This window comes from Intrasporangium mesophilum (genome assembly GCF_054783095.1).
On sequence record NZ_BAAGRF010000005.1, the window covers coordinates 1 to 18,118 of the forward strand.

Genomic DNA, 18,118 nt, shown 5'->3' on the forward strand with positions numbered 1-18,118 from the left:
GGCACCAAGGTCACCTACCACGACCCGTGCTACCTCGGCCGGCACAACCAGGTCTACGCCCCGCCGCGCGAGCTGATCGCCACACTCCCCGGCGTGGAGTACGCCGAGATGCCCCGCAACCAGGAGAAGTCGTTCTGCTGCGGAGCCGGTGGCGCCCGGATGTGGATGGAGGAGAAGCTCGGCACACGGATCAACAACAACCGCACCGAGGAGGCCCTGGCCACCGGCGCCGACCGGATCGCGATCGGCTGCCCGTTCTGCAAGGTGATGCTCACCGACGGACTCAACGCCGCGAAGCACGACGGCAAGGCATCCGAGGACGTCGAGGTCGTCGACATCGCCCAGATGCTGCTCGCCGCCGTGCGCCGTGGGGACGATGGCGGCCAGCCCGCGGTCGAGGCCGAGCCCCAGCCCCAGCCCGACCCGCAGCCCATCGGCGGCTAACCTGATCGCCTCTTTCCCTTGCAACATTGATGACCGGACGTAGAAGGCGAGCCACACGGTCGTCCGAACAGAGCAGACGGGAGCGCGCGTTGAACGCATCGCCAGCAAGTGGATCGATCCGAGTCGGCGTAGTCTTTCGGCCTCAGTCACCGCCTGAAGAACTCGTGGAAGCAGCCCGCACGGCGGAGCAGTCAGGTCTGGATGAGATGTGGCTTTGGGAAGACTGCTTCCTCGAAGCGGGCATCTCGACTGCTGCGATCGCGCTCGCATCGACCGACCGCCTAGCCGTCGGAGTTGGCGTGCTCCCCGTGCCTCTACGCAATGTCGCGCTCACCGCCATGGAGATCGCCACACTTGATCGCGTGTTTCCTGGCCGTTTTGCTCCCGCTGTCGGGCACGGTGTGCAGGACTGGATGCAGCAGGTCGGTGAACGGGTCGCCTCTCCGCTCACCTTGATGCGCGAATATTTCGACGCACTCTCGCGCCTGCTGGCAGGTGAACGTGTGACGACGCATGGAAGATATGTACGTCTCGATGGCGTTGCATTGGGCTGGCCGCCCCCGGTCCGACCACTTCTATTTATGGGCGCCGAAGGCCCTAGAAGCCTTAAGTTGTCTGGTGAGCTGTCGAACGGGACCGTCCTCACCAGTGGGACCAGTCCCGACGACGTCCGCGCAGCGGCAGCGCACATCTCCTCAGGCTCGCTGCAGACGATGAGCCGCGCTGATCATGCGGTCATTGCATACATACCTGCGGCTTTCGGCCCCAATGCCGAGGGCCGCCTCGCGAAGGAGGCTGAGCGCTGGGGTTGGCCCAGTGCTTCCACCGTCGGTGTCGCGGGACCACCGATTGCGGTGGCCGAGGCGCTGTCACCTTGGATCGAAGCTGGCGTGAACCGTGTCGTCCTTCAGCCGACTCAGGATGAGGTGTCGGTCGGACACTTCATCGAAAATGTAGGTGAAGTGGCGGCGCTTGTCAGGAAGAAGTAGGCATATCAATTTGCGGGGCCGTTCTCTGAATGCGGATGCAGTTAAGGCCTTCGGCAACATGCCAGGTTCGACTTCGGAGCGGTGGCCGGGGCAGGAAAATCCGCGGCGTCACTCAGAGGTCGTTTCAGGCCTGTCCCTCGTTGCCATAAACCGCATCAGCACGTTTTCTGTGAGACGAGATATATCGTTCGAGTAGCCTCGCCACGCCATCGCTCCCGCCCAACAGATCGAGCCTGCCGAGAACACGCTTCCGCTTCCACCGGCGCCGGGGATCAGCACGACATCGCTCCGGACAGCTTGATTCTCCATCCCGCTCTGCCCTGGCTCGACCGCCAAGACAGCATCCAGGAATGGATAGTATTTGGGCCCCAAGTTGGTCGATGTCAGGAGCACTCTGGCCTCTGGAGGAGTCCCGGCGTCGTAGTCCGCGCTGTCAACCTCGTCTCCCGCAGCGCCCCCGAGGACGAGACCATTCGTTCCTATGACACCAGGTGACACACCGTCGAACGCCCACGTAACGTCGTCCGCATCCTTACCTCGGCGATAACCGCCCGCTGCTCCCCATCCTGCGGCAACAGACAGGACGCCGACCAAGCTGCGGGGGGTTCGCCCGAGGTGAATGTGGGCCCCGCCCGGTTCTCCTGTGAAGCTCAGGTGAACCTCACCCGGCTCGCTGCTCCAGTTTCGTTGAGCTGCGAATCCACGTCGACACTCGACTACGTCGGTGCCGTCGGGCGAGAACGCTGTCACCCAGTAGAATCCGTTGCCACCGAGATACATGAGATTGCCCCCGCGGGCGACATATGCGCTCAACGCGTCAAGTTCCGGCGTGCTGGGGTACTCCGGGTGGGTTCCGGTAATAACGACCGAATAGGGTGACAAGGACTCGACGCCTTCCTGGTGCAAGTCTGCGTCCGTCATCACGTCAAAAGGGATGTTGAGGCTTTCCAGCCACCCTGTGATGTAGAAGTCCGCGGCGAAGTGGCGTCGCCCAGCGTTCAGCCACGTCCTGTAGTCTGGGTGAAAGTTGAGGATCGGCCGTCGCCATGATGCGTAAGTCACGCCGCTGCCGTCGCTGTGCCTGTCGTACAGGGACAACCCGAGCTCAGGGTGGGCATGAACGTAGCCGTCGGTCTCATTGAGCTCAATCGGCGAGGCCATCATCTTCTGATGTGCCTGTCCTCGTTCGCCCTCCCCCAAGTGTTCATTGCCGTAGGCCAAGTACGTGTTGGTTGGTGCGAGAAAGAGGACTTGAGCAGGATCACCACTGGGCAGGACGTAGAACGGCAGCAACTCGCTAGCAGCGCCACCTAAGTCAACCGCGTAGACTCCACTCGCCGTGTCCGGCGGAACTTTAATACTGTACGTTGTCGCCCATCCGGCGTCGTCCAGGTCGTCCTCGTGAAAGTGTATCGCTGACCACAGTTCTGGATGTACCCGGAAGTCCTGATTCCCGGGCTCCCAGTCGTGGCTTCGGACCGCCCGGGTTGGCCTATTTGCCAGATGTCCGTGATTCCCACGCCGTACCTCGACAACTCTATGTGAATCCATTTCCTTGCTGAAATCCCAAGCAAGGCGAGCATCTGGATGATCTGCGTTGAAATTGTCGCTGCCCGCCTCCAGGAGACGGATTTCGTTCGAAGTAGGAATGTGCCCATAGATTGCCGGCCGATCCAACCGACCGTTAAAGAACTGTTCCGGTGGACCACCTGTGCCTGGTGCGTGGGCGGCGAGCGCCATTCGAGTCATCGGGCCGGACGGCAGGGCTGAGAATCGTGCGCGTTCGTGCCGCCACTCAGTCGCGCGCCTTGTAGACCCAACTTTGGCGGCTATGACGAACTCTCCACGGCCTGGAGCAAGGCCGCCGACTATCCTGATCCAACGATTCCGCGTGGCGCGAAGTTCAAGGTCCACGGCATATGACTGAGAATGGTTTGCCAACCCATCGGGCGCTGACGCGCCCCCCTGGGCTATGGAAAGACGAAGCCTAGTGTCGACCAACTGTAGTAACCAGCTCATGGTCTCGGTGTATCCAGCCATGAGGGTTTGCGGCTCACCGGAATGGAGCGTCGGCATTGCCCACAGGCTGAAACCAAGCTCCGGAAGGCCAAGGCCGGCCATCGACGCGTGCATGTAGGAGCCCGGGCGAAGCGGCTGCGGCTGAATGTCGACCGCGGGTTCTCTTCCCCATGTCTGTAGAACACGGCGGACCACCGCGTCCTCATGCTCTGCCGTGTCAGGGCCATGCAGACGTACGACGCTGGGCGCGATGACTGATGGGTTGCCGCTCAGGTTCACCTCAAGGTCAGCGCCGGGCCGGACGCTGATCGGCTGCACGTAGCCCAGGATTCTGTCCACCGGTCACTCCTGCCACACACATATTGTTGACTGTCGACAATACCGCATGACTGAAGCAACTCTGTAGCGATGACTCGCGGACTCTCTGCGCGAGCAACTGGGCGCGGTGGCCCGGGGGTCCTCGCACCAAGCAGCCGGCCGGGACAGAGTCGGATCTCAGGTGGCAGTCGAGTTGTCGCGACCGGTTGCTAGGCCCGTTGTAGCATCGGACCTGAGAGGCGCACCGGTAGGACGTCTCTCACGAAAGGGCCCTTCGGCGTGGAACCCATCGGGCCCTTTCCTGTGCTACCAAGCCCGGCTGACCGCCGCGACGCCTGCGCGCCACGGGGAACCATCGGATCTGGGGCGATGGCACGGCCGAATGCGCGGTTCTGGGCTCACCAGGTCACCTCGATGATCTCGTCGACGAGATCGCGAACGATTGCTCTCGTACGGCGTGATGGGTTCACCAGGAATGGCTGGGAGGCCCGCTTAAGCATTGGTAGATCGGCGATCGAGTCGGCGAACGCGAATGTCCAGCGTGACCCGTAGCCAGCGTCGGAGGCGCCTCGGACCTTGCGCTCGCCACGATTGTGGCGGGCGAGGATCACCCCATTTGACCCTTGTGCGAGCGTCGAGGCGACAACCGGTACGTCCGCCAAGTCGAGCGTGGCGAGCCACGACCGGACCAGCTGGTCTGGGGCGGCCGTGTTGACGACAACGCGCACGCCTTCCGTCCTCAGGGAGCGCAGGGTCGAGAGAGCCGGTGCGCAGCTGCGCTCCGGTGTAAGCGCAAGGTGAACGCCTTCAGCCTTGAGGGATTCAGTCACGTCCCGGAGACCAGCTCCCTTGAGGCAGAGGCTGATGACCCGAGCCGCATGACGGGTCACGTCCTCGTCATTGGCGCGGCGCGTTGCGGTCGCGAAGGCAAGTGCTGGAGCCGCGACGCGAGTCAACAATCTGGGCGAGCGCCGGAGCGTCCGTGCTAGGTAGGACACAGTGGAGTCGCCTCGCAGTAGGACTCCGTCGAAGTCGAACATTGCCGTCGGCGTGCGGTCATCGGCCTCGGGATCAATCATCGGCGCATGGTCCCTGTCGGTGTGCCGCGTAGAGCGAGGGTGCGGTCCCGGAATGCCCGAGCCTCAGCCTGCATCTGTGGGTCGACACGGATCGGGTTGGCGACATGGCGCTCGACGGGCCGACTCCAACGCCCAGACGAGGTGGGGCAGGTCGATGCGGTTCATTATGCGCATGTCGTCCGAGTGAGCGTCGTGTTCCCCTCCAATGCCGAGAGGTCTGGGGCAAGGTGTCCGAGTTCCGGGGGCTCCTATGCTGATCGTGGTCCATGACGTCCTGGATTTGGTTCACCGTCGGCGGCGAAAGCGGGATGGACTCGTCTCGCCCATAGGTGAACGGCTACCCTGCAAGATCTGGCGCAGGGTGCGCGCGGTCGTGGGGGCTTGGGTGAGACCAAGCATCCCGTGGCCGGTCGCGACCCAGATATTGCCGTCGTCGGTCAGCGGACCGATGACTGGAAGACCGTCGGGTGTCATCGGGCGGAGGCCAGCCCAGGCCTCATGATGCGGGGCTGACGGATCCCACTCGCGTAGGCCGTCGTGGGCGGCCTGCTTGATGGCGTCCACACGGGTCGGGTTCACCGACTCGTCGAAGCCGGCGAACTCCATCGTGCCGGCGACGCGAACCATCCCGTCGAGCGGCGTGATCGCCACGTGCGCGTCCTCCAGCGTCAGGGAGGTGCGCAGCTCGACAGGTGCCGGGGTGTAGTCGACGCTGTACCCCTTGCCCGGCTGCAGCGGGAGAACTGTCCCCAGCTTTTTGGCCAGCGCCGCCGTCCAGACGCCGGCGGCGAGCACGAGGCCGTCGCAGGCGTAACGCTGCCCGTCGCCTGTCCGGACTGCGACGACACCGCGTGGGCCGCGGTCGAAGCCGACGACACCTGTGTTTTCGTGGACGACGCCGCCCAGCCTACCGATGTGTTCGACGAGGGAGGCGGTGAGCGAGTCCGGTTCGACCTGGCGGTCGTCGGGGTAGTACAGCCCGCGGGTGATCCGTTCCGACAGCGCTGGCTCGACCTCGCGCACCGATGCCCCCGCGAGCACTTCGGCTCGCGCGCCATGGGCGTCGAAAACGCCCTGGTACGCCAGCCGGTCGTCGAAGTGGTGGGCATCCTCGTACGCGAGCACCACGCCGCGGGTGTGCATCTCGAAGTGGACCCCCGCGTCGCGCCACTCGTCGAACAGGTCGTTCGCCCCCTGAGCCAGGCGGAGGTTCGCAGTCAGGCCGGTCCGGAACTGCTGCGCGGTGCAGTTCCGCGCCATCTGCACCAGGAAGCGGACGAAGGGCGGCGACAGCGACGGCCGCACGTAGAGCGGGCTGTCGGGCCGCAGCATCCATTTGAGGCCTTGTACCACCATGCCGGGAGCTGGTACGGGCCCCGTCTCGGCGACGGCGATCTTCGCGGCGTTGCCGTGGGAAACGGCCTGGCCCGCGGCCGACCGCTCCAGGACGACCACGTCGTGGCCGTCCTGGAGCAGCTCATAGGCACAGGCGAGTCCGACAATGCCAGCTCCGACGATGACGATTCTCATCATGGCTCCGTTCCTCAATCAGCCGCATACTCGCGCGCCTGTCGCCGAACAGGCGCGCCCGGCGCGCATTGGATCGAACGGCTAGAACCTGACGGCGTCGACGAACGCCCGAAGGTCTTCGTTGTCCGTCTGCACGAATGCCTCCTTCGGCGGCCCGTCGTACGCGATCTGGCCATGGTTGAAGAACATCAGCCGGTCCGCGGCTTTGGCGGCAAACGCCATGTCGTGCGTGACGAGTGCGACGCTGATGCCCTCGTCTCGCTTGAGCCGGCTAAGGACAGCGAGCACCTCGGCCGAGACTGGCGGGTCCAGCGCCGAGGTTATCTCGTCACACAGCAGCAGCTTGGGGCGCATCATGAGGGCTCGGGCGATCGCGACGCGTTGCCGCTGACCTCCCGAGAGCTGGTGGGGCCGTGCGTTGACGAAGTCACGCATGCCCACCTCGGCCAAGGCGTGCTCGGCCCGCTCCCGCAGCCCGGCCGCCTTCTCCTTGCGCACGATCCGGGGGGCGAAAGTCAGGTTGTCGATGACGTTCATGTGCGGCCACAGCGTGTACGACTGGAAGATCATGCCGATAGCTGCCTGCGCCTTCGTCCAGGCATCCGTCTGTTCGCCGTCATCCAGCACACGCTGGCCGTCGAGATCGATCGTCCCCGCATCGGGCTGCTCCAGCCCTGCGATGACTCGAAGTAGCGTGCTCTTCCCTGAGCCGCTGCGTCCGATGATGACGGTGATCTCTCCGGCATGCAGGTCCAGGCTGACGTCATCCAGGACGGGCGTGAAACCGAACTGCTTGGAAAGGCCTCGGACGCTCACGATCCGCTGGGGAGCGTCGATTTCAGCGCCGGTGGTCGATGTGGTACCGACCGTCCCGAGTCCTATCGAGCCGGCCGGCACGTCCCGCTGTGCTGGGGATGCGGTCGCGGTGTGGGCTGACATGCTCATGCGGCTACAACCTCCTTGGCCCGACGCGCTGGAGAGACGGAGAGTCGCCGTCGGTTGCCACGGCGCTCCAGGTGGCTGACCAGGAGCGACAGCGGGAAGGCGACGGCAAAGTACACGATTGCGGCGCCGGTGAGGATCTCCAGGGACCGGTAGGTCTGTGCCGCCGTCGTGTTCGCGGCGAACATCAGGTCCACCACACCAATGACGGAGACCAGCGCCGTGTCTTTGAAGCCATTGATCGCGATGGACAGCAGAGCCGGCAGCTGCTGTCGCAGGGTCTGCGGCACGATGATGTGAATCACCTGGTAGTACCGCGGCACCTGGAGGACGCGGGCGGCTTCGAGTTGTTCGACGGGGACTGACTGAAAGCCAGCGCGGTACACCTCGGCGACCTGGGCCGTCAGGTTGGCGCTGATGGCGATCACGGCCGCCGTAAACCCGGACAGGCGGATGTCGAGCAGCATCGGCAACGCGTAGAACATCCAGAAGAGCTGGATAAGGATCGGCGTGCACCGGAACAGCTCGATATAGCCCTGGGCGACCCAGCGAATCAGGTCGAACTCGGCCATGCGGGCCAGCGCCACGGGAACCGCAGCGACCGCGCTGATGAGGATCACCAGCAGCGTGATCGACAGACTCGTTTTCAGCCCGTCGAGCAGACTGGGCAAGACGTTGAGGATGACGCCCCAGTCGGTGGAGCCCACGTCAGGAGCCCATCCTGAGGCTGCCCAGCTTGTCGAGGCTGATGTAGCCCACCTTGTCGAAGTCACGGTCTCGCTGCCCCGAGGCGATTGACTCGCGGATTGCGACGTTCACCGTCTGTAGCGAGTGCGGGTCGATGTTCTCACTCACCCCGAAGGCCACGGGGGCAATCCACAGCGGGGACTCGGGAACGACGATGGCCAGTGTCTTGTCCGAGCGGACCTGACCCAAGGCGTTGCCGTAGTCGGTGAACTGCCCCGGGGCGCGACCAGCCTTGACGGCCTGGATCGCGTTCGTCCACGAGTCGACGCTGAGCGTCTTGAAGCCGGCGGCCTTGACTGCTGCCTCGTGTGCCGTGCCCTGGGACGAAGCCACCGGGATGCCGGTCTTGAGGATCGCGGCCGTGCTGGTCAGTCCGCTGTCGCGACGCACGACCCACACGCCGTTGTCCGAGTAGTACGGGTCGGTGTACATGATGCTCAGTGAGCGTTCACCCGTGATGTCGAGGCCTGCCGCGATGTCGAACTTGTCCGCCTTGAGCCCGGCAACGATCGTCCCCCAGGAGGCGGGGACCGGCGAGAACTTCACACCCAGCGACTTGGCGAGCGACTCGAGCGGCTCAAGCACCGGTCCCCGCCATTGCCCGTTGGTCTCCTCGACCATCGGAGCGAAGGCCGCGACCCCCACCCGCAGCTCACCGCGGGACTTGATCCCATCGGCCCAGGAACCCTGAGTGGCAGCCGGTGCAGCAGCGGCCGAACCGCCACTGAACTTGCCACCCAAGACGCCGGCCACGACCGCCACCAGCACGATGGCGATGATCCCGAGAGACTGCTTCGTTGACCTCTTCATGCACGCTCCTTCAACACGGTCGACCGCATCGTTGCGTTTGTTGATTGTCGACGATCGGCAATCCTGGGCAGTGCGCTCGTGGATGTCAAGGTGTAGTCCGCGGCATGGTCCGCGGTGGTCAGAGCGGCGCTCGCCCAAGCTCGCCGCCGTCTGCAGGGGGTCCTCTCCAGGGTGGGTGGGTTGGCTCTAAGTGCGAAACCATGAGGGCGCGAGGTTCCGCCTGGCCCCCGGGCGAGGTGACTTCGCCAACCCTCGAGCAATTGTTCGTCCGGCCTGGTTCGGATCCGGCAGTGGGGCCTGCAACCTCGGACGTCCGCACCGTTGCCTGTCAGGGTGACCAGCCCAGAGGTCACCGTATAGCCAGGGCCTTGATCAGGGCGCCGACCGTGGCCTCGGTCGAATACGGGTTCTGACCCGTGATCAGGTTCCGGTCGACGACGATGTGGGGCGCCCACCGCAGCGGGGCGTCATCCAGGATCGCGGCGGCGTTCTGGAGTGCCGAAGCCAAGTACCTGGTGAGCCCGAGCATTCCGATGTCGTTCTGGTGCTCCGAGTCATTGGTGAATGCGGTGAGCCGGTAGCCCTCGAAGAGCCACTGGCCGTCGAGGCGCTCCGGCGCAGAGAGAGCAGGAGGGCCCGCCCGTGGCAGAGCGCAGCGATCGGCGCTCCGCGCGCATGAAGCGTGCTCACGAGACGCGAGACGTTCGCGTCCTCGGGCAGGTTCACCATCGAGCCGTGGCCTCCTGGAGCGAAGAGGGCGTCGAAGCCGGCGAGCTGGTCGTCGGTGAGATCGGCAAGTGCCACTGGCCGACATCGTGCTCTGCGGTCGCCGCGCAGGTCTTTCGCCGTCGAGGCGTCGTGCCATAGCTCGTGCGACAACTCCCGGCGATCCCTCGGCGTGTCGCGGTCAGTCACGGTCACTCGCGACTGTCGCGCGGCACCAGTCCCAGTAAGGCCACAAAGGACGAAACCGCAGGTCACATTGGCTGCGACCTGCGGTTTCGGGCTTGTGGCCAGGGGCGGGGTCGAACCGGCGACCGTCCGATAACAGGGAGAAGCACGAGCTGCGGATCGAATGGGTTACTCCCCTGACGGGAGCTTGCCCATGCGACTTACTAGCGTGCTTACGGGGCCGGCTCGAAGGTTGAGCCCGCTGAGCCGAGACCTCGACCGGCGGGCAGCGCCGTGAGGGTCGTGGCCAAGGGCCAGCAGGACGACCGCGCCGGTCCGGGCCGAGCTCTGTCTCAGGCAGCGGAGACGGGCACCGGCTCCGGCGCGGTGTAGTGCGAGGCGTCGCCCCTCACGGCGCGGCTGGGCTCGCCGTCGATCCCGACCGGCACGTCGCCTGCGACCGTCACCCGGTGCAGCAGGCGGGGCTGGTCGTCGTAGTTGTCGACCGCGTAGTGCTGCGTGATCCGGTTGTCGAAGACGACCAGCTGGTTCTGCTCCCAGCCGACCCGCAGGACGTGGTCCGGCCTCGTCACGTAGGCCTGCAGCAGCCGCAGGAGATCCTTCGACTCGGTGACCGAGAGACCCACGAACCGGCGCACGAACCCGCCGATGAACAGCCCCCGCTCGCCCGTCTCGGGGTGCACCCGTACGACCGGGTGGTGGGTCTCGAACGCGATCGACTGGAACACCTCTTGGTAGCCCTTCGCCGCGTCGTCGAAGGACTCCACGGCCCGGTCGGCGTAGTCGTACTCGTTGGTGTGCACGGCCCAGAGGCTGTCCGCGAGCGCCCGCAGCGGCTCCGGGAGCGCCCGGTATGCCGCGGCCGAGCTAGCGATGAGCGTCTCGCCTCCGTAGGCCGGCACCGTGTGGCTGACGAGGGTGCTGATCGCCGGGGGAGCCTGGACGAAGGTGACGTCGGTGTGCCACTGGTTGGCGCGGCCGCGCTCGCTGTCGACGGGCAGCACCTGTGGCGCACCGTCCACGGCCGGGACCGTCGGGTGCGCGGTGGTGAGGCTGCCGAAGTAGCCGGCGACCCGCTCCTGTCCGGCGTCGTCGAGCGGGGCGTCGCGGAAGACGAGCGCCTTGTGCTCGAGCAGCGCCACGCGGATCGCCGCGATCGTGGTGGCGTCGAGGTCCTGGGTGAGGTCGACCCCGGTCACGACGGCGCCGATGTGCGCGCCGAGCTTCTGGATCCCGAGGCCGCCCGTCGCTTCGGTCTGCTGGCCTGTGGGCGCTGCGGTCGGCGCTGCGGTCGGCGCTGCCGTCGGCGCTGCGGTGGCCGCTGCCGTCGGAGCTGTGGTGGGGCCGGTGTGCTGTGCGGTGGTGGTGGTGGTCATGCTGCGTTCTCCTCTTTCTTCTGGGTGGGGATGGTGCTGACGGCAGGGTTACGGCGCTCGGGCCGGGCCAGGCCGTAGTTCTCGCGCAGGGTGCGGCCCTCGTAGGCGGTGCGGAACAGCCCGCGGCGCTGCAGTTCGGGGACGACCTGGTCGACGAAGTCGGTGAGGCCGTGGGGGAGGGTCGGCGGCATGACGTTGAAGCCGTCGGCCGCGCCAGCCTCGAACCACTCCTGGATCTCGTCGGCGACCTGCACCGCGGTGCCGGCGAAGACCCGGTGGCCCCGGCCCCCGGCCAGCCGTTCGATGAGCTGGCGCACGGTGAGGTCCTCCCGGCGGGCGAGAGTGGTGACCAGCTCGAGGCGGCTCTGGTTGCCTTCGGTGCCCTGCGGCACCGCCGGGAGGGGGCGATCGAGATCGTCCTCGGTCAGCCGGATGTCGACGAGTGTGGAGAGCTGGGACAGGCCGTATGCCGGGTTTGTCAAACCGTTGAGCTCTGCCTCCTTCGTCTTCGCCTCGGCCTCGGTCGCGCCGATGACCGGGCTGATGCCGGGCAGGATCAGGACGTCCTCGCGACGGCGCCCGTAGGTCTCGGCGCGGTCCTTGACGTCGGTCGCGAACGCGATCCCGTCCTCGAGGGTCTGCTGCGCGGTGAACACCGCCTCGGCGAACCGGCCCGCGTACTGCCGGCCGGTCTCTGACGACCCGGCCTGCACGAGCAGCGGGTGGCCCTGCACCGGGCGGCGGACGTTGAGCGGGCCACGCACGCGGAAGTGCTCACCGATGTGGTCGAGCGCCTGGATGCGGTCGTCGTCGGCGAAGATGCCCGAGTCCTTGTCGAGCACCACGGCGTCGTCGTCCCAGCTGTCCCATAGCCGCTTGACGATGTCGACGAACTCCGTCGCCCGCTCGTAGCGGAACTCGTGGTCGGGCCGGTCCTCGCGGCCGAAGTTGCGGGCCTCGTCGCGGCCGGCGGAGGTGACGATGTTCCAGCCAGCCCGGCCGCCGCTGAGGTGGTCCAGGGAGGCGAAGGCGCGGGCCAGCGTGTACGGCTCGTAGTACGTCGTCGACGCCGTCGCGATGAGCCCGATGTGCTCGGTGTGGGCGGCGATCGCCGACAGCAGGGTCAGGGGCTCGAACGGGGCGTGCGAGTTCCACCGGACGTTGCCCCACAGGGCGACGCCGTCAGCCAGGAACACGGAGTCGAGCAGCCCGCGCTCGGCGGTCCTCGCGACGTCGATGAAGTGCTGGAGGGTGAGCGCTCGGGCCGGGTCGACCGACGGGTGGCGCCAGGCCGCCTCGTGGTGGCCGTTGGCCATGAGGAACGCGTTGAGGTGCAGCTTGCGCTCGGGTGCGGACGGTGCGGACATGGGGATGCCTTCCTGCGTGGTGGGTGTGGGTGGGAGGTATGCCGCATGCCCGGGGCCGGCGGCATACCTCGTCGGTCAGCGGGTGGGCGCGAAAGTGCGCCAGCGGGAGAAGTGCGCCTCCAGGCGGACCAGGCCGGAGTTCACCACGAGGCCGAGCAGGGAGACCGTGAGGATGCCGGCATACATCTGGGGGATGAGGAAGCTGCTCTGGGCGTTGACGATCTGGAAGCCGAGACCGGCCTTCGCTCCGACCATCTCGGCAGCGATGAGCACGAGGATCGAGGCCGTGCCACCCATGCGGATGCCGGTGAAGATCGTCGGGACCGCGGACGGCAGGATCACCTTCTGGAAGAGGCGGACCTGCGAGAGGCCGAGCGAGCGCGCGGCCCGGATGAGCAGCGGGTCCACCGTCGTGGCGCCGGCGATGGTGTTGAGCAGCACCGGGAAGAAGCTCGCGTAGGCCACGATCGTGACCTTCGATGTCTCGCCGATGCCCAGGAGCAGGACGAACACCGGCAGGAGCGCGAGCGCCGCGGTGTTGCGGAAGAGCTCGAGCAGGGGCGTGAGGAAGGACGCGAGACCGCGGTACCACGACAGGACGAGGCCCAGGGCGATCCCGGCGACGACCGCGATCGAGAAGCCGAGCACCGAGCGGCTGAGGCTGGCGGTCAGGTCGTCGCCGAGCTCGCCGCTCGCGATGAGCTCGCGCAGCGCCGCGAGCACCTCGTGGAGCGGCGGCAGGAAGACCCGGGTGCTGTCGCTGAGGAGGGTTTGCGGCACGACCTCCCAGATCGCGAGGAACAGGACGATCGCGGCCGACCGCCAGGCGGCGGTTCTGACGATCCGGAGGACCTTCTCGAACGCTGCCTTGTCACCCGGGTCGCGGGCTGTTGACGCGGTCGGGGCCGTGTCGGGTGCAGGTGTCTCCTCCGCTGCCGGGGAGACCTGGGGGGTGGGGCGCTCGGTGATGGTGGTTGTGGTGGTCATCAGGCTGCCCTTTCCGTGCCGTCGGGCTGGATCTTCTGGTGGCCGGCGTGCTGGGCCCGGGCGACCTCGTCGTGCAGGAGCTCCCACACCTGGTGCCGGTAGGCGACGAACTCGGGGGTCGAGCGCAGGTCGCCGGCCCCGGGGGTGCGGTCGCCGAGGTGGACATCGACCAGGGCCTTGAGGCGTCCGGGCCGCGCGCTCAGCACCGCGATCCGCTGCCCGAGGTAGACCGCTTCCTCGATGCCGTGGGTGATGAACACCGCGGTGGTGCCGGTGGTGCGCCAGATGCGGAGCAGCTCGTCCTGTAGCTGCTCGCGGGTCTGGGCGTCGAGGGCCGCGAAGGGCTCGTCCATGAGCAGGATCCCGGGCTCGTAGGCGAGGCTGCGTGCGATGGCGACGCGCTGCTTCATGCCTCCGGAGAGCTCGTGGGGGTAACGCTCCTCGAAGCCGCCGAGACCGACGAGCGCGAGGTACTCCCGAGCTCGCTCGAGCCGCTCCTTCTTCCCGAGGCCCTGCTTGGCGAACTGCCGCGCCTCGAGCCCGAACGCCACGTTGCCGATTGCCGTGCGCCACGGAAACAGGGCGTACTGCTGGAACACGATCCCGCGGTCCAGGCCGGGGCCGGTGACGGGGTGTCCGTCGACGAGCACCTCTCCGGCCGTGGGCTGGCTCAGCCCGCCGAGGATGTCGAGAAGGGTCGTCTTGCCCGAGCCGCTCGGGCCCACGAGGGTGAGGAACTCGCCGGCGCGCACGTCGAGCGTGACGTCGTCGAGCGCCCGGAGGACGTGGCCGGCGGGGTCGCCCGCGGTGGGGCGGACCTGGAACTCCTTGGTCACGGCGCGCAGTGAGATGCGCGGGGTCTGCGGGTCCGGGGGTGCGTTGGTCTTCGTGTCGGTCAGTGTGTCGGGCATAGCCGGTCACCCCTCCTTGGCGAGCCCGTTGAGCTCGTTGGTGTAGTAGGAGGCGGGGTCCAGCGGCTTGCCGCCCAGGAAGCCCTTCTCCTCGAGCCAGCTGCCCCAACGGCTGAAGTCCGCATCGCTGACGATGCCGCGCTCGGTGACGCCGACGCTCTTCCAGTACTTCAGGTTGTCCGTCTTCTCGTTGCGGCCGCGCTTGTCGATGATTGAGGTGAACCGGGCGATGACCTGCTCACGTGGCGTGGTGCGCTCCCACTCGATGGCCTTGGCCACGCCCGTGACGAAGTCCCTGGCGGCCTCGGGGTTGCTCTTGATGAAGTCGTTCCGCAGGACGTACTGGCCGCCGTTGAAGGCACCGAAGAGCTCGTAGTCGCTGAACAGGCGACGCAGCCCACCGTCGGCGATGGCGCGGTCCTGGAGTATGCCGCCCAGCGCGCCGACATCGACCTGGTCGCGGCGGATGGCCTGCTCGGTGTCGTTCGGTGGCACCACGACCAGCTGGACCTGCTTGATCTCGTCCGGCGTGAGGCCGTTCTTCTTCAGGTAGGTGTTGATGACCGCCTCGCTGTGCGCGCCGAGCGTGTTGACCGCGATCTTCTTGCCGATCAGATCGCGGGGGGCCTTGATCGGGCCGTCGGCCTTGACGTAGAAGCCGTTGAACGTCTTGGCGTCCTCGCCGTAGTAGTTGATGACGGCCTTGACCGGGGCGCCGGCGCTGATCAGCTTGACGACCGCCCCGGCGAAGGCGCCGCCGAAGTCGGTCTGGTCGGTCGCGGCGGACTGGATATCCTGCGGGCCGCTGATCGTGTTGCCCACCCACTTCAGCTTGACGACCTTGAAGTAGCCGAGGTCGGCGGCGAGCTCGGGCAACGACACCGCGTTGGCGCTGCCCTGGTAGCGCAGGGTCACCGCGCCGGCCGTGTCCGTCTCGGCTCCGGCGGCGGTCGAGCATGCGGCCGCGAGAGAGGTGACCAGCAAGGCCACCGGCAGGGCAACAGTGCGCGAGATGAGGTGCGTCATGGTTTGTTCCTTCTCTGGGGGTGCGGGGGTGCGGGGCGGAGGCGGGGGAGCGGTCGTCAGGCGACGGCAGTGCGCTCGATGTGGGCACCGAGTGCCTGGTGACGCGCGATGGCGGCGAGGAACCCGTGGGTGACGTCGCGCAGCGGGGTCGCCGCCGCCTCGTCGAGCACGGGCGAGCCGTCGTCGGCCCAGGTGACCTGGGAGGACAGGACGAACCAGCCGGGCGTGACGGTGGTGGCGCCGAGGCTGGTCAGAACCGGCCGCAGCGCGTAGTCGATGGCGAGCACGTGGGCCGCGGTCCCGCCGGTGGCAACTGGCAGGACGACCTTGTCGCGGAGCGCGAACTGCGGGAGCAGGTCGAGGAAGGTCTTCAGCAGGCCGGCGTATGCCGCCTTGTAGACGGGCGTGGACACCACGACCGCGTCGGCGTTCGCGATGACCGCGACGGCGGCCGCCACGGCGGGATCGTCGGCGCGGCCGAGCAGCAGGGGCTCCGCCGGCAGGTCGCGTAGCACGAGGCGCGTGACCTGGTGGCCGTGGCTGGTGACCCGCGCGCTGACGTCGGCGAGGACCGCTTCGGTGCGCGATACCTCGGACGGGCTGCTGGAGATGGTGGCGATGCGTGCCATGGGAGACCCTTCGACGGGTGTGGTGGTGTGCGGGCAGTGGTGCGGAAGTGGTGCAGGCGGGGCGGGCAGAGCGAAGGCCGCATGCCGAGCGGGGCATGGCCGAGCAGGGCACGGCCGAGCAGGGCACGGCTGCAGCGAGTCCCGGCAGGGCCGAAGCCGACGTCGCAGGGCCCAGGAGGCACCGCGTTGCTGCGGGGAACGACGACGGTCAGCTGACGGGGCGGTCAGGTGACCGAAGCGTCAGGTGGCGGGGCCGCGGCCGGCGGACAGCGGCATACCTCGTGGTCTCAGGCGCGACAGAGGGCGCTGGCGACGCGCTGCAGGTCGACGTGGCGCCGACCGGTCAGGCGGAGGTTCATGAGCCGTCCTCTTGGACCGAGGCTCTGGTGAGCCTCGCGCTTGCGGCCACCGGTTGGTGGCCACCGGGTCGTCACCCGGAGCACCCCACCGCGAGGGAGGGTTGCTGTCCAGCGAGCCGGGGCTTGGCACTGGATCTCGTGACCTGTCGACGACAGTAGCGGGCTCGCCGCATTTCCTACTAGTTCTCTAGGGAATGTCTCTCATGACGAGACGCCGGTCTCGGGGCCTCCGCCCCGAGTGAGGCTCCGAGCCCCGGCCTGGGGCAGTACAGAACGGGTGGCGAGCACACCAGACCCGTCCTGCAGGCAGTCGCGATGAGCGGCACCCGGAGGGGTTCGCCATCGTCCCTGTCGTCCGCCGAGAGCCGACTGCGGAAGCCAGCCACGCATCCGCCGATCTGGGATGCGGTCAGCGGACGCTCGAGTGCATGGGATGGGAGGGGATGTTGTGGGGCGTGATGACATTGATCTGTGACGGGATGGACTCGATCGGCCCGTCGACAGCCCCGTTGGCTTGCATGATCACGTGACAGGCGCGGCGCATGTCCTGTCGCAGGTCGTGGTGCAGCACGGCGGTGATCTGCCGGTTCTGGATCAGCGACAGGTTGTCACGGTCCAGGTCGTGAGCGATGAAGACCCGGCACCTCCGTTCGACGACCTCGAAGGCGTCCAGGATCGCCCGGTTTCCTCCGCCGATCGAGTAGACCGCGGTGACGTCGGGGTGTTCACGAAGCAGGGAGATGGTCTGGTCCCGGACCGCCGTGTCGATGCCGTCGGTATCGGTGGCCTCATACAGCCTTCGGCCTCCTGTTCGCTCCCGCATGGCCGCTCGGAAACCCATCTCGCGTTCCTCCTCACCGCGGAACGCGGTACGGCTCAACGCGATCAGGATCGCGTCCTCGCCCGTTGGGAGCAACTGGTCCATGAGGTAGGCCGCGGTCGCGCCTGCCGCCCGGTTGTCTATGCCCACGTACGCCACGCGCTGACTCAGCGGGATGTCGGTGACGAGGGTGACCACCGGAATCCCGGTGTCATGCAGCCTGTTGATCGCGTCGCTGACTTCGGGCTCGTCGGGTGCCTTGAGGATGACCCCCATCGAGCCGCGGCGCCCGATGTCGTCGAGAGTTCTCACCAGCTCCCGCGGCCGCGCCTTCTCGCGGAAGTCAAATCGCGACCGGACGACTGCCGGTCGCAGCATGGGCAGCTCGAGCTCCAGTGCTGACTTGACGGCGGCCGAGAACCGGTCGGGAGTCTGCATGACGACATCGACAATGAAGGTGCGGCCGCTGAGACGGAGCTGGCTGCGCTGCCTGTCAAGATCGCTGATCGCCTGTGCGACGTTGGCCGCCGTGCTCGGACGGACCCCGGGTCGCTTGTTCAGCACGCGGTCCACGGTGGCCTCGCTCAGTCCGGACTGGCGGGCGATCTCGCGGATCGGATAGGGGTGGCCCATGACCTCAGTCTGATGGGTCTGTGATGGATTCACAAGGGCCAGGCTAGTCTCCGCGTCAACGCGTGGAGACCGCAGTTCGGTTGCCAGTGCTAGAGATTAGAGATCCATGATGATGGGCTTTTGATGGATTTCGTTTCTTGACCGGCGCACCCCACGACCGTCACGCTGATGGAACTGGACCGCCGCCTGAGCGAGTGAATCGCCCGGTAGTCCGCCTTCG

The 18,118-nt window shown here is 66.9% G+C and carries 18 protein-coding genes, 1 pseudogene and 1 riboswitch; of the genes and pseudogenes, 3 read left to right on the forward strand and 16 right to left on the reverse strand.

The features are described from left to right. The coding region (locus ACYVLP_RS05735) for a (Fe-S)-binding protein (protein WP_460626381.1) at positions 1–444 on the forward strand (444 nt) is incomplete at its 5' end. An 89-nt stretch (positions 445–533) separates the two neighbouring features. Continuing rightward, positions 534–1,433 (forward strand): LLM class flavin-dependent oxidoreductase, encoded by a 900-nt coding sequence (locus ACYVLP_RS05740; RefSeq protein WP_460626382.1) that lies wholly within the window; start codon positions 534–536, stop codon positions 1,431–1,433. A 108-nt stretch (positions 1,434–1,541) separates the two neighbouring features. Here ACYVLP_RS05740 and ACYVLP_RS05745 read toward each other — a convergent pair whose 3' ends face one another. From ACYVLP_RS05745 to ACYVLP_RS05780, 8 genes and pseudogenes are all read right to left on the reverse strand, one after another. Beyond that, on the reverse strand, positions 1,542–3,791 hold the full coding sequence (locus tag ACYVLP_RS05745; protein WP_460626383.1) for a N,N-dimethylformamidase beta subunit family domain-containing protein: 2,250 nt from the start codon (positions 3,789–3,791) through the stop codon (positions 1,542–1,544). A gap of 377 nt (positions 3,792–4,168) precedes the next feature. After that, entirely contained in the window at positions 4,169–4,849 is a 681-nt protein-coding gene (locus ACYVLP_RS05750) for a haloacid dehalogenase-like hydrolase (RefSeq protein WP_460626384.1), read from the reverse strand. 285 nt (positions 4,850–5,134) lie between these two features. Next, on the reverse strand, positions 5,135–6,382 hold the full coding sequence (locus ACYVLP_RS05755) for an NAD(P)/FAD-dependent oxidoreductase (protein ID WP_460626385.1): 1,248 nt from the start codon (positions 6,380–6,382) through the stop codon (positions 5,135–5,137). 78 nt (positions 6,383–6,460) lie between these two features. Beyond that, positions 6,461–7,324 (reverse strand): amino acid ABC transporter ATP-binding protein, encoded by an 864-nt coding sequence (locus ACYVLP_RS05760; protein WP_460626386.1) that lies wholly within the window; start codon positions 7,322–7,324, stop codon positions 6,461–6,463. Beyond that, positions 7,321–8,028 (reverse strand): amino acid ABC transporter permease, encoded by a 708-nt coding sequence (locus tag ACYVLP_RS05765; RefSeq protein WP_460626387.1) that lies wholly within the window; start codon positions 8,026–8,028, stop codon positions 7,321–7,323. Before ACYVLP_RS05765 ends, ACYVLP_RS05760 begins: the two co-directional genes overlap by 4 nt. 1 nt (position 8,029) lies before the next feature. Further along, complete coding sequence (locus ACYVLP_RS05770) at positions 8,030–8,878, reverse strand: substrate-binding periplasmic protein (RefSeq protein ID WP_460626388.1); 849 nt, start codon at positions 8,876–8,878, stop codon at positions 8,030–8,032. A 349-nt stretch (positions 8,879–9,227) separates the two neighbouring features. Further along, positions 9,228–9,407, reverse strand: a complete 180-nt coding sequence (locus tag ACYVLP_RS05775; RefSeq protein ID WP_460626682.1) for a hypothetical protein — start codon at positions 9,405–9,407, stop codon at positions 9,228–9,230. Between the two features lie 152 nt (positions 9,408–9,559). Further along, positions 9,560–9,607, reverse strand: a pseudogene (locus ACYVLP_RS05780) (hypothetical protein); the annotation flags it as partial. 6 nt (positions 9,608–9,613) lie between these two features. On the opposite strand from ACYVLP_RS05780, the gene ACYVLP_RS05785 reads away from it, so the two are divergent. Then, positions 9,614–9,745, forward strand: a complete 132-nt coding sequence (locus ACYVLP_RS05785; protein WP_460626683.1) for a hypothetical protein — start codon at positions 9,614–9,616, stop codon at positions 9,743–9,745. 377 nt (positions 9,746–10,122) lie between these two features. Here the strand turns inward: ACYVLP_RS05785 and ACYVLP_RS05790 are convergent, their stop codons facing one another. From ACYVLP_RS05790 to ACYVLP_RS05825, 8 genes are all read right to left on the reverse strand, one after another. After that, complete coding sequence (locus ACYVLP_RS05790; protein ID WP_460626389.1) at positions 10,123–11,166, reverse strand: TauD/TfdA dioxygenase family protein; 1,044 nt, start codon at positions 11,164–11,166, stop codon at positions 10,123–10,125. Continuing rightward, on the reverse strand, positions 11,163–12,533 hold the full coding sequence (locus tag ACYVLP_RS05795; RefSeq protein WP_460626390.1) for an LLM class flavin-dependent oxidoreductase: 1,371 nt from the start codon (positions 12,531–12,533) through the stop codon (positions 11,163–11,165). Before ACYVLP_RS05795 ends, ACYVLP_RS05790 begins: the two co-directional genes overlap by 4 nt. Before the next feature lie 75 nt (positions 12,534–12,608). Then, complete coding sequence (locus tag ACYVLP_RS05800; RefSeq protein ID WP_460626391.1) at positions 12,609–13,520, reverse strand: ABC transporter permease; 912 nt, start codon at positions 13,518–13,520, stop codon at positions 12,609–12,611. Beyond that, entirely contained in the window at positions 13,520–14,431 is a 912-nt protein-coding gene (locus ACYVLP_RS05805; protein ID WP_460626392.1) for an ABC transporter ATP-binding protein, read from the reverse strand. The genes ACYVLP_RS05800 and ACYVLP_RS05805 overlap by 1 nt, the downstream gene beginning before the upstream one ends. A gap of 6 nt (positions 14,432–14,437) precedes the next feature. Next, on the reverse strand, positions 14,438–15,457 hold the full coding sequence (locus ACYVLP_RS05810; protein ID WP_460626393.1) for an ABC transporter substrate-binding protein: 1,020 nt from the start codon (positions 15,455–15,457) through the stop codon (positions 14,438–14,440). Positions 15,458–15,513: 56 nt separating this feature from the next. Next, the gene (gene ssuE, locus ACYVLP_RS05815; RefSeq protein ID WP_460626394.1) at positions 15,514–16,086 is read right to left on the reverse strand and encodes an NADPH-dependent FMN reductase; all 573 of its coding nucleotides are present in this window, start codon (positions 16,084–16,086) and stop codon (positions 15,514–15,516) included. Between the two features lie 287 nt (positions 16,087–16,373). After that, on the reverse strand, positions 16,374–16,445 hold the full coding sequence (locus tag ACYVLP_RS05820) for a putative leader peptide (RefSeq protein WP_460626670.1): 72 nt from the start codon (positions 16,443–16,445) through the stop codon (positions 16,374–16,376). Positions 16,446–16,476: 31 nt separating this feature from the next. Then, a riboswitch (SAM riboswitch) is annotated at positions 16,477–16,589 on the reverse strand. 265 nt (positions 16,590–16,854) lie between these two features. Continuing rightward, a complete protein-coding gene (locus ACYVLP_RS05825; RefSeq protein ID WP_460626395.1) occupies positions 16,855–17,898 on the reverse strand; it encodes a LacI family DNA-binding transcriptional regulator in 1,044 nt (347 codons plus the stop codon). Positions 17,899–18,118: the final 220 nt, after the last annotated feature.

Excerpts from the sequence above, each read along its gene's own strand:
- ACYVLP_RS05800 (WP_460626391.1), bottom strand. The coding sequence starts at position 13,520 with ATGACCACCACAACCACCATCACCGAGCGCCCCACCCCCCAGGTCTCC.
- ACYVLP_RS05825 (WP_460626395.1), bottom strand. The coding sequence starts at position 17,898 with ATGGGCCACCCCTATCCGATCCGCGAGATCGCCCGCCAGTCCGGACTG.
- ACYVLP_RS05775 (WP_460626682.1), bottom strand. The coding sequence starts at position 9,407 with ATGCTCGGGCTCACCAGGTACTTGGCTTCGGCACTCCAGAACGCCGCC.
- ACYVLP_RS05770 (WP_460626388.1), bottom strand. The coding sequence starts at position 8,878 with ATGAAGAGGTCAACGAAGCAGTCTCTCGGGATCATCGCCATCGTGCTG.
- ssuE (WP_460626394.1), bottom strand. The coding sequence starts at position 16,086 with ATGGCACGCATCGCCACCATCTCCAGCAGCCCGTCCGAGGTATCGCGC.
- ACYVLP_RS05790 (WP_460626389.1), bottom strand. The coding sequence starts at position 11,166 with ATGACCACCACCACCACCGCACAGCACACCGGCCCCACCACAGCTCCG.
- ACYVLP_RS05795 (WP_460626390.1), bottom strand. The coding sequence starts at position 12,533 with ATGTCCGCACCGTCCGCACCCGAGCGCAAGCTGCACCTCAACGCGTTC.
- ACYVLP_RS05755 (WP_460626385.1), bottom strand. The coding sequence starts at position 6,382 with ATGATGAGAATCGTCATCGTCGGAGCTGGCATTGTCGGACTCGCCTGT.
- ACYVLP_RS05760 (WP_460626386.1), bottom strand. The coding sequence starts at position 7,324 with ATGAGCATGTCAGCCCACACCGCGACCGCATCCCCAGCACAGCGGGAC.
- ACYVLP_RS05750 (WP_460626384.1), bottom strand. The coding sequence starts at position 4,849 with ATGATTGATCCCGAGGCCGATGACCGCACGCCGACGGCAATGTTCGAC.
- ACYVLP_RS05810 (WP_460626393.1), bottom strand. The coding sequence starts at position 15,457 with ATGACGCACCTCATCTCGCGCACTGTTGCCCTGCCGGTGGCCTTGCTG.
- ACYVLP_RS05805 (WP_460626392.1), bottom strand. The coding sequence starts at position 14,431 with ATGCCCGACACACTGACCGACACGAAGACCAACGCACCCCCGGACCCG.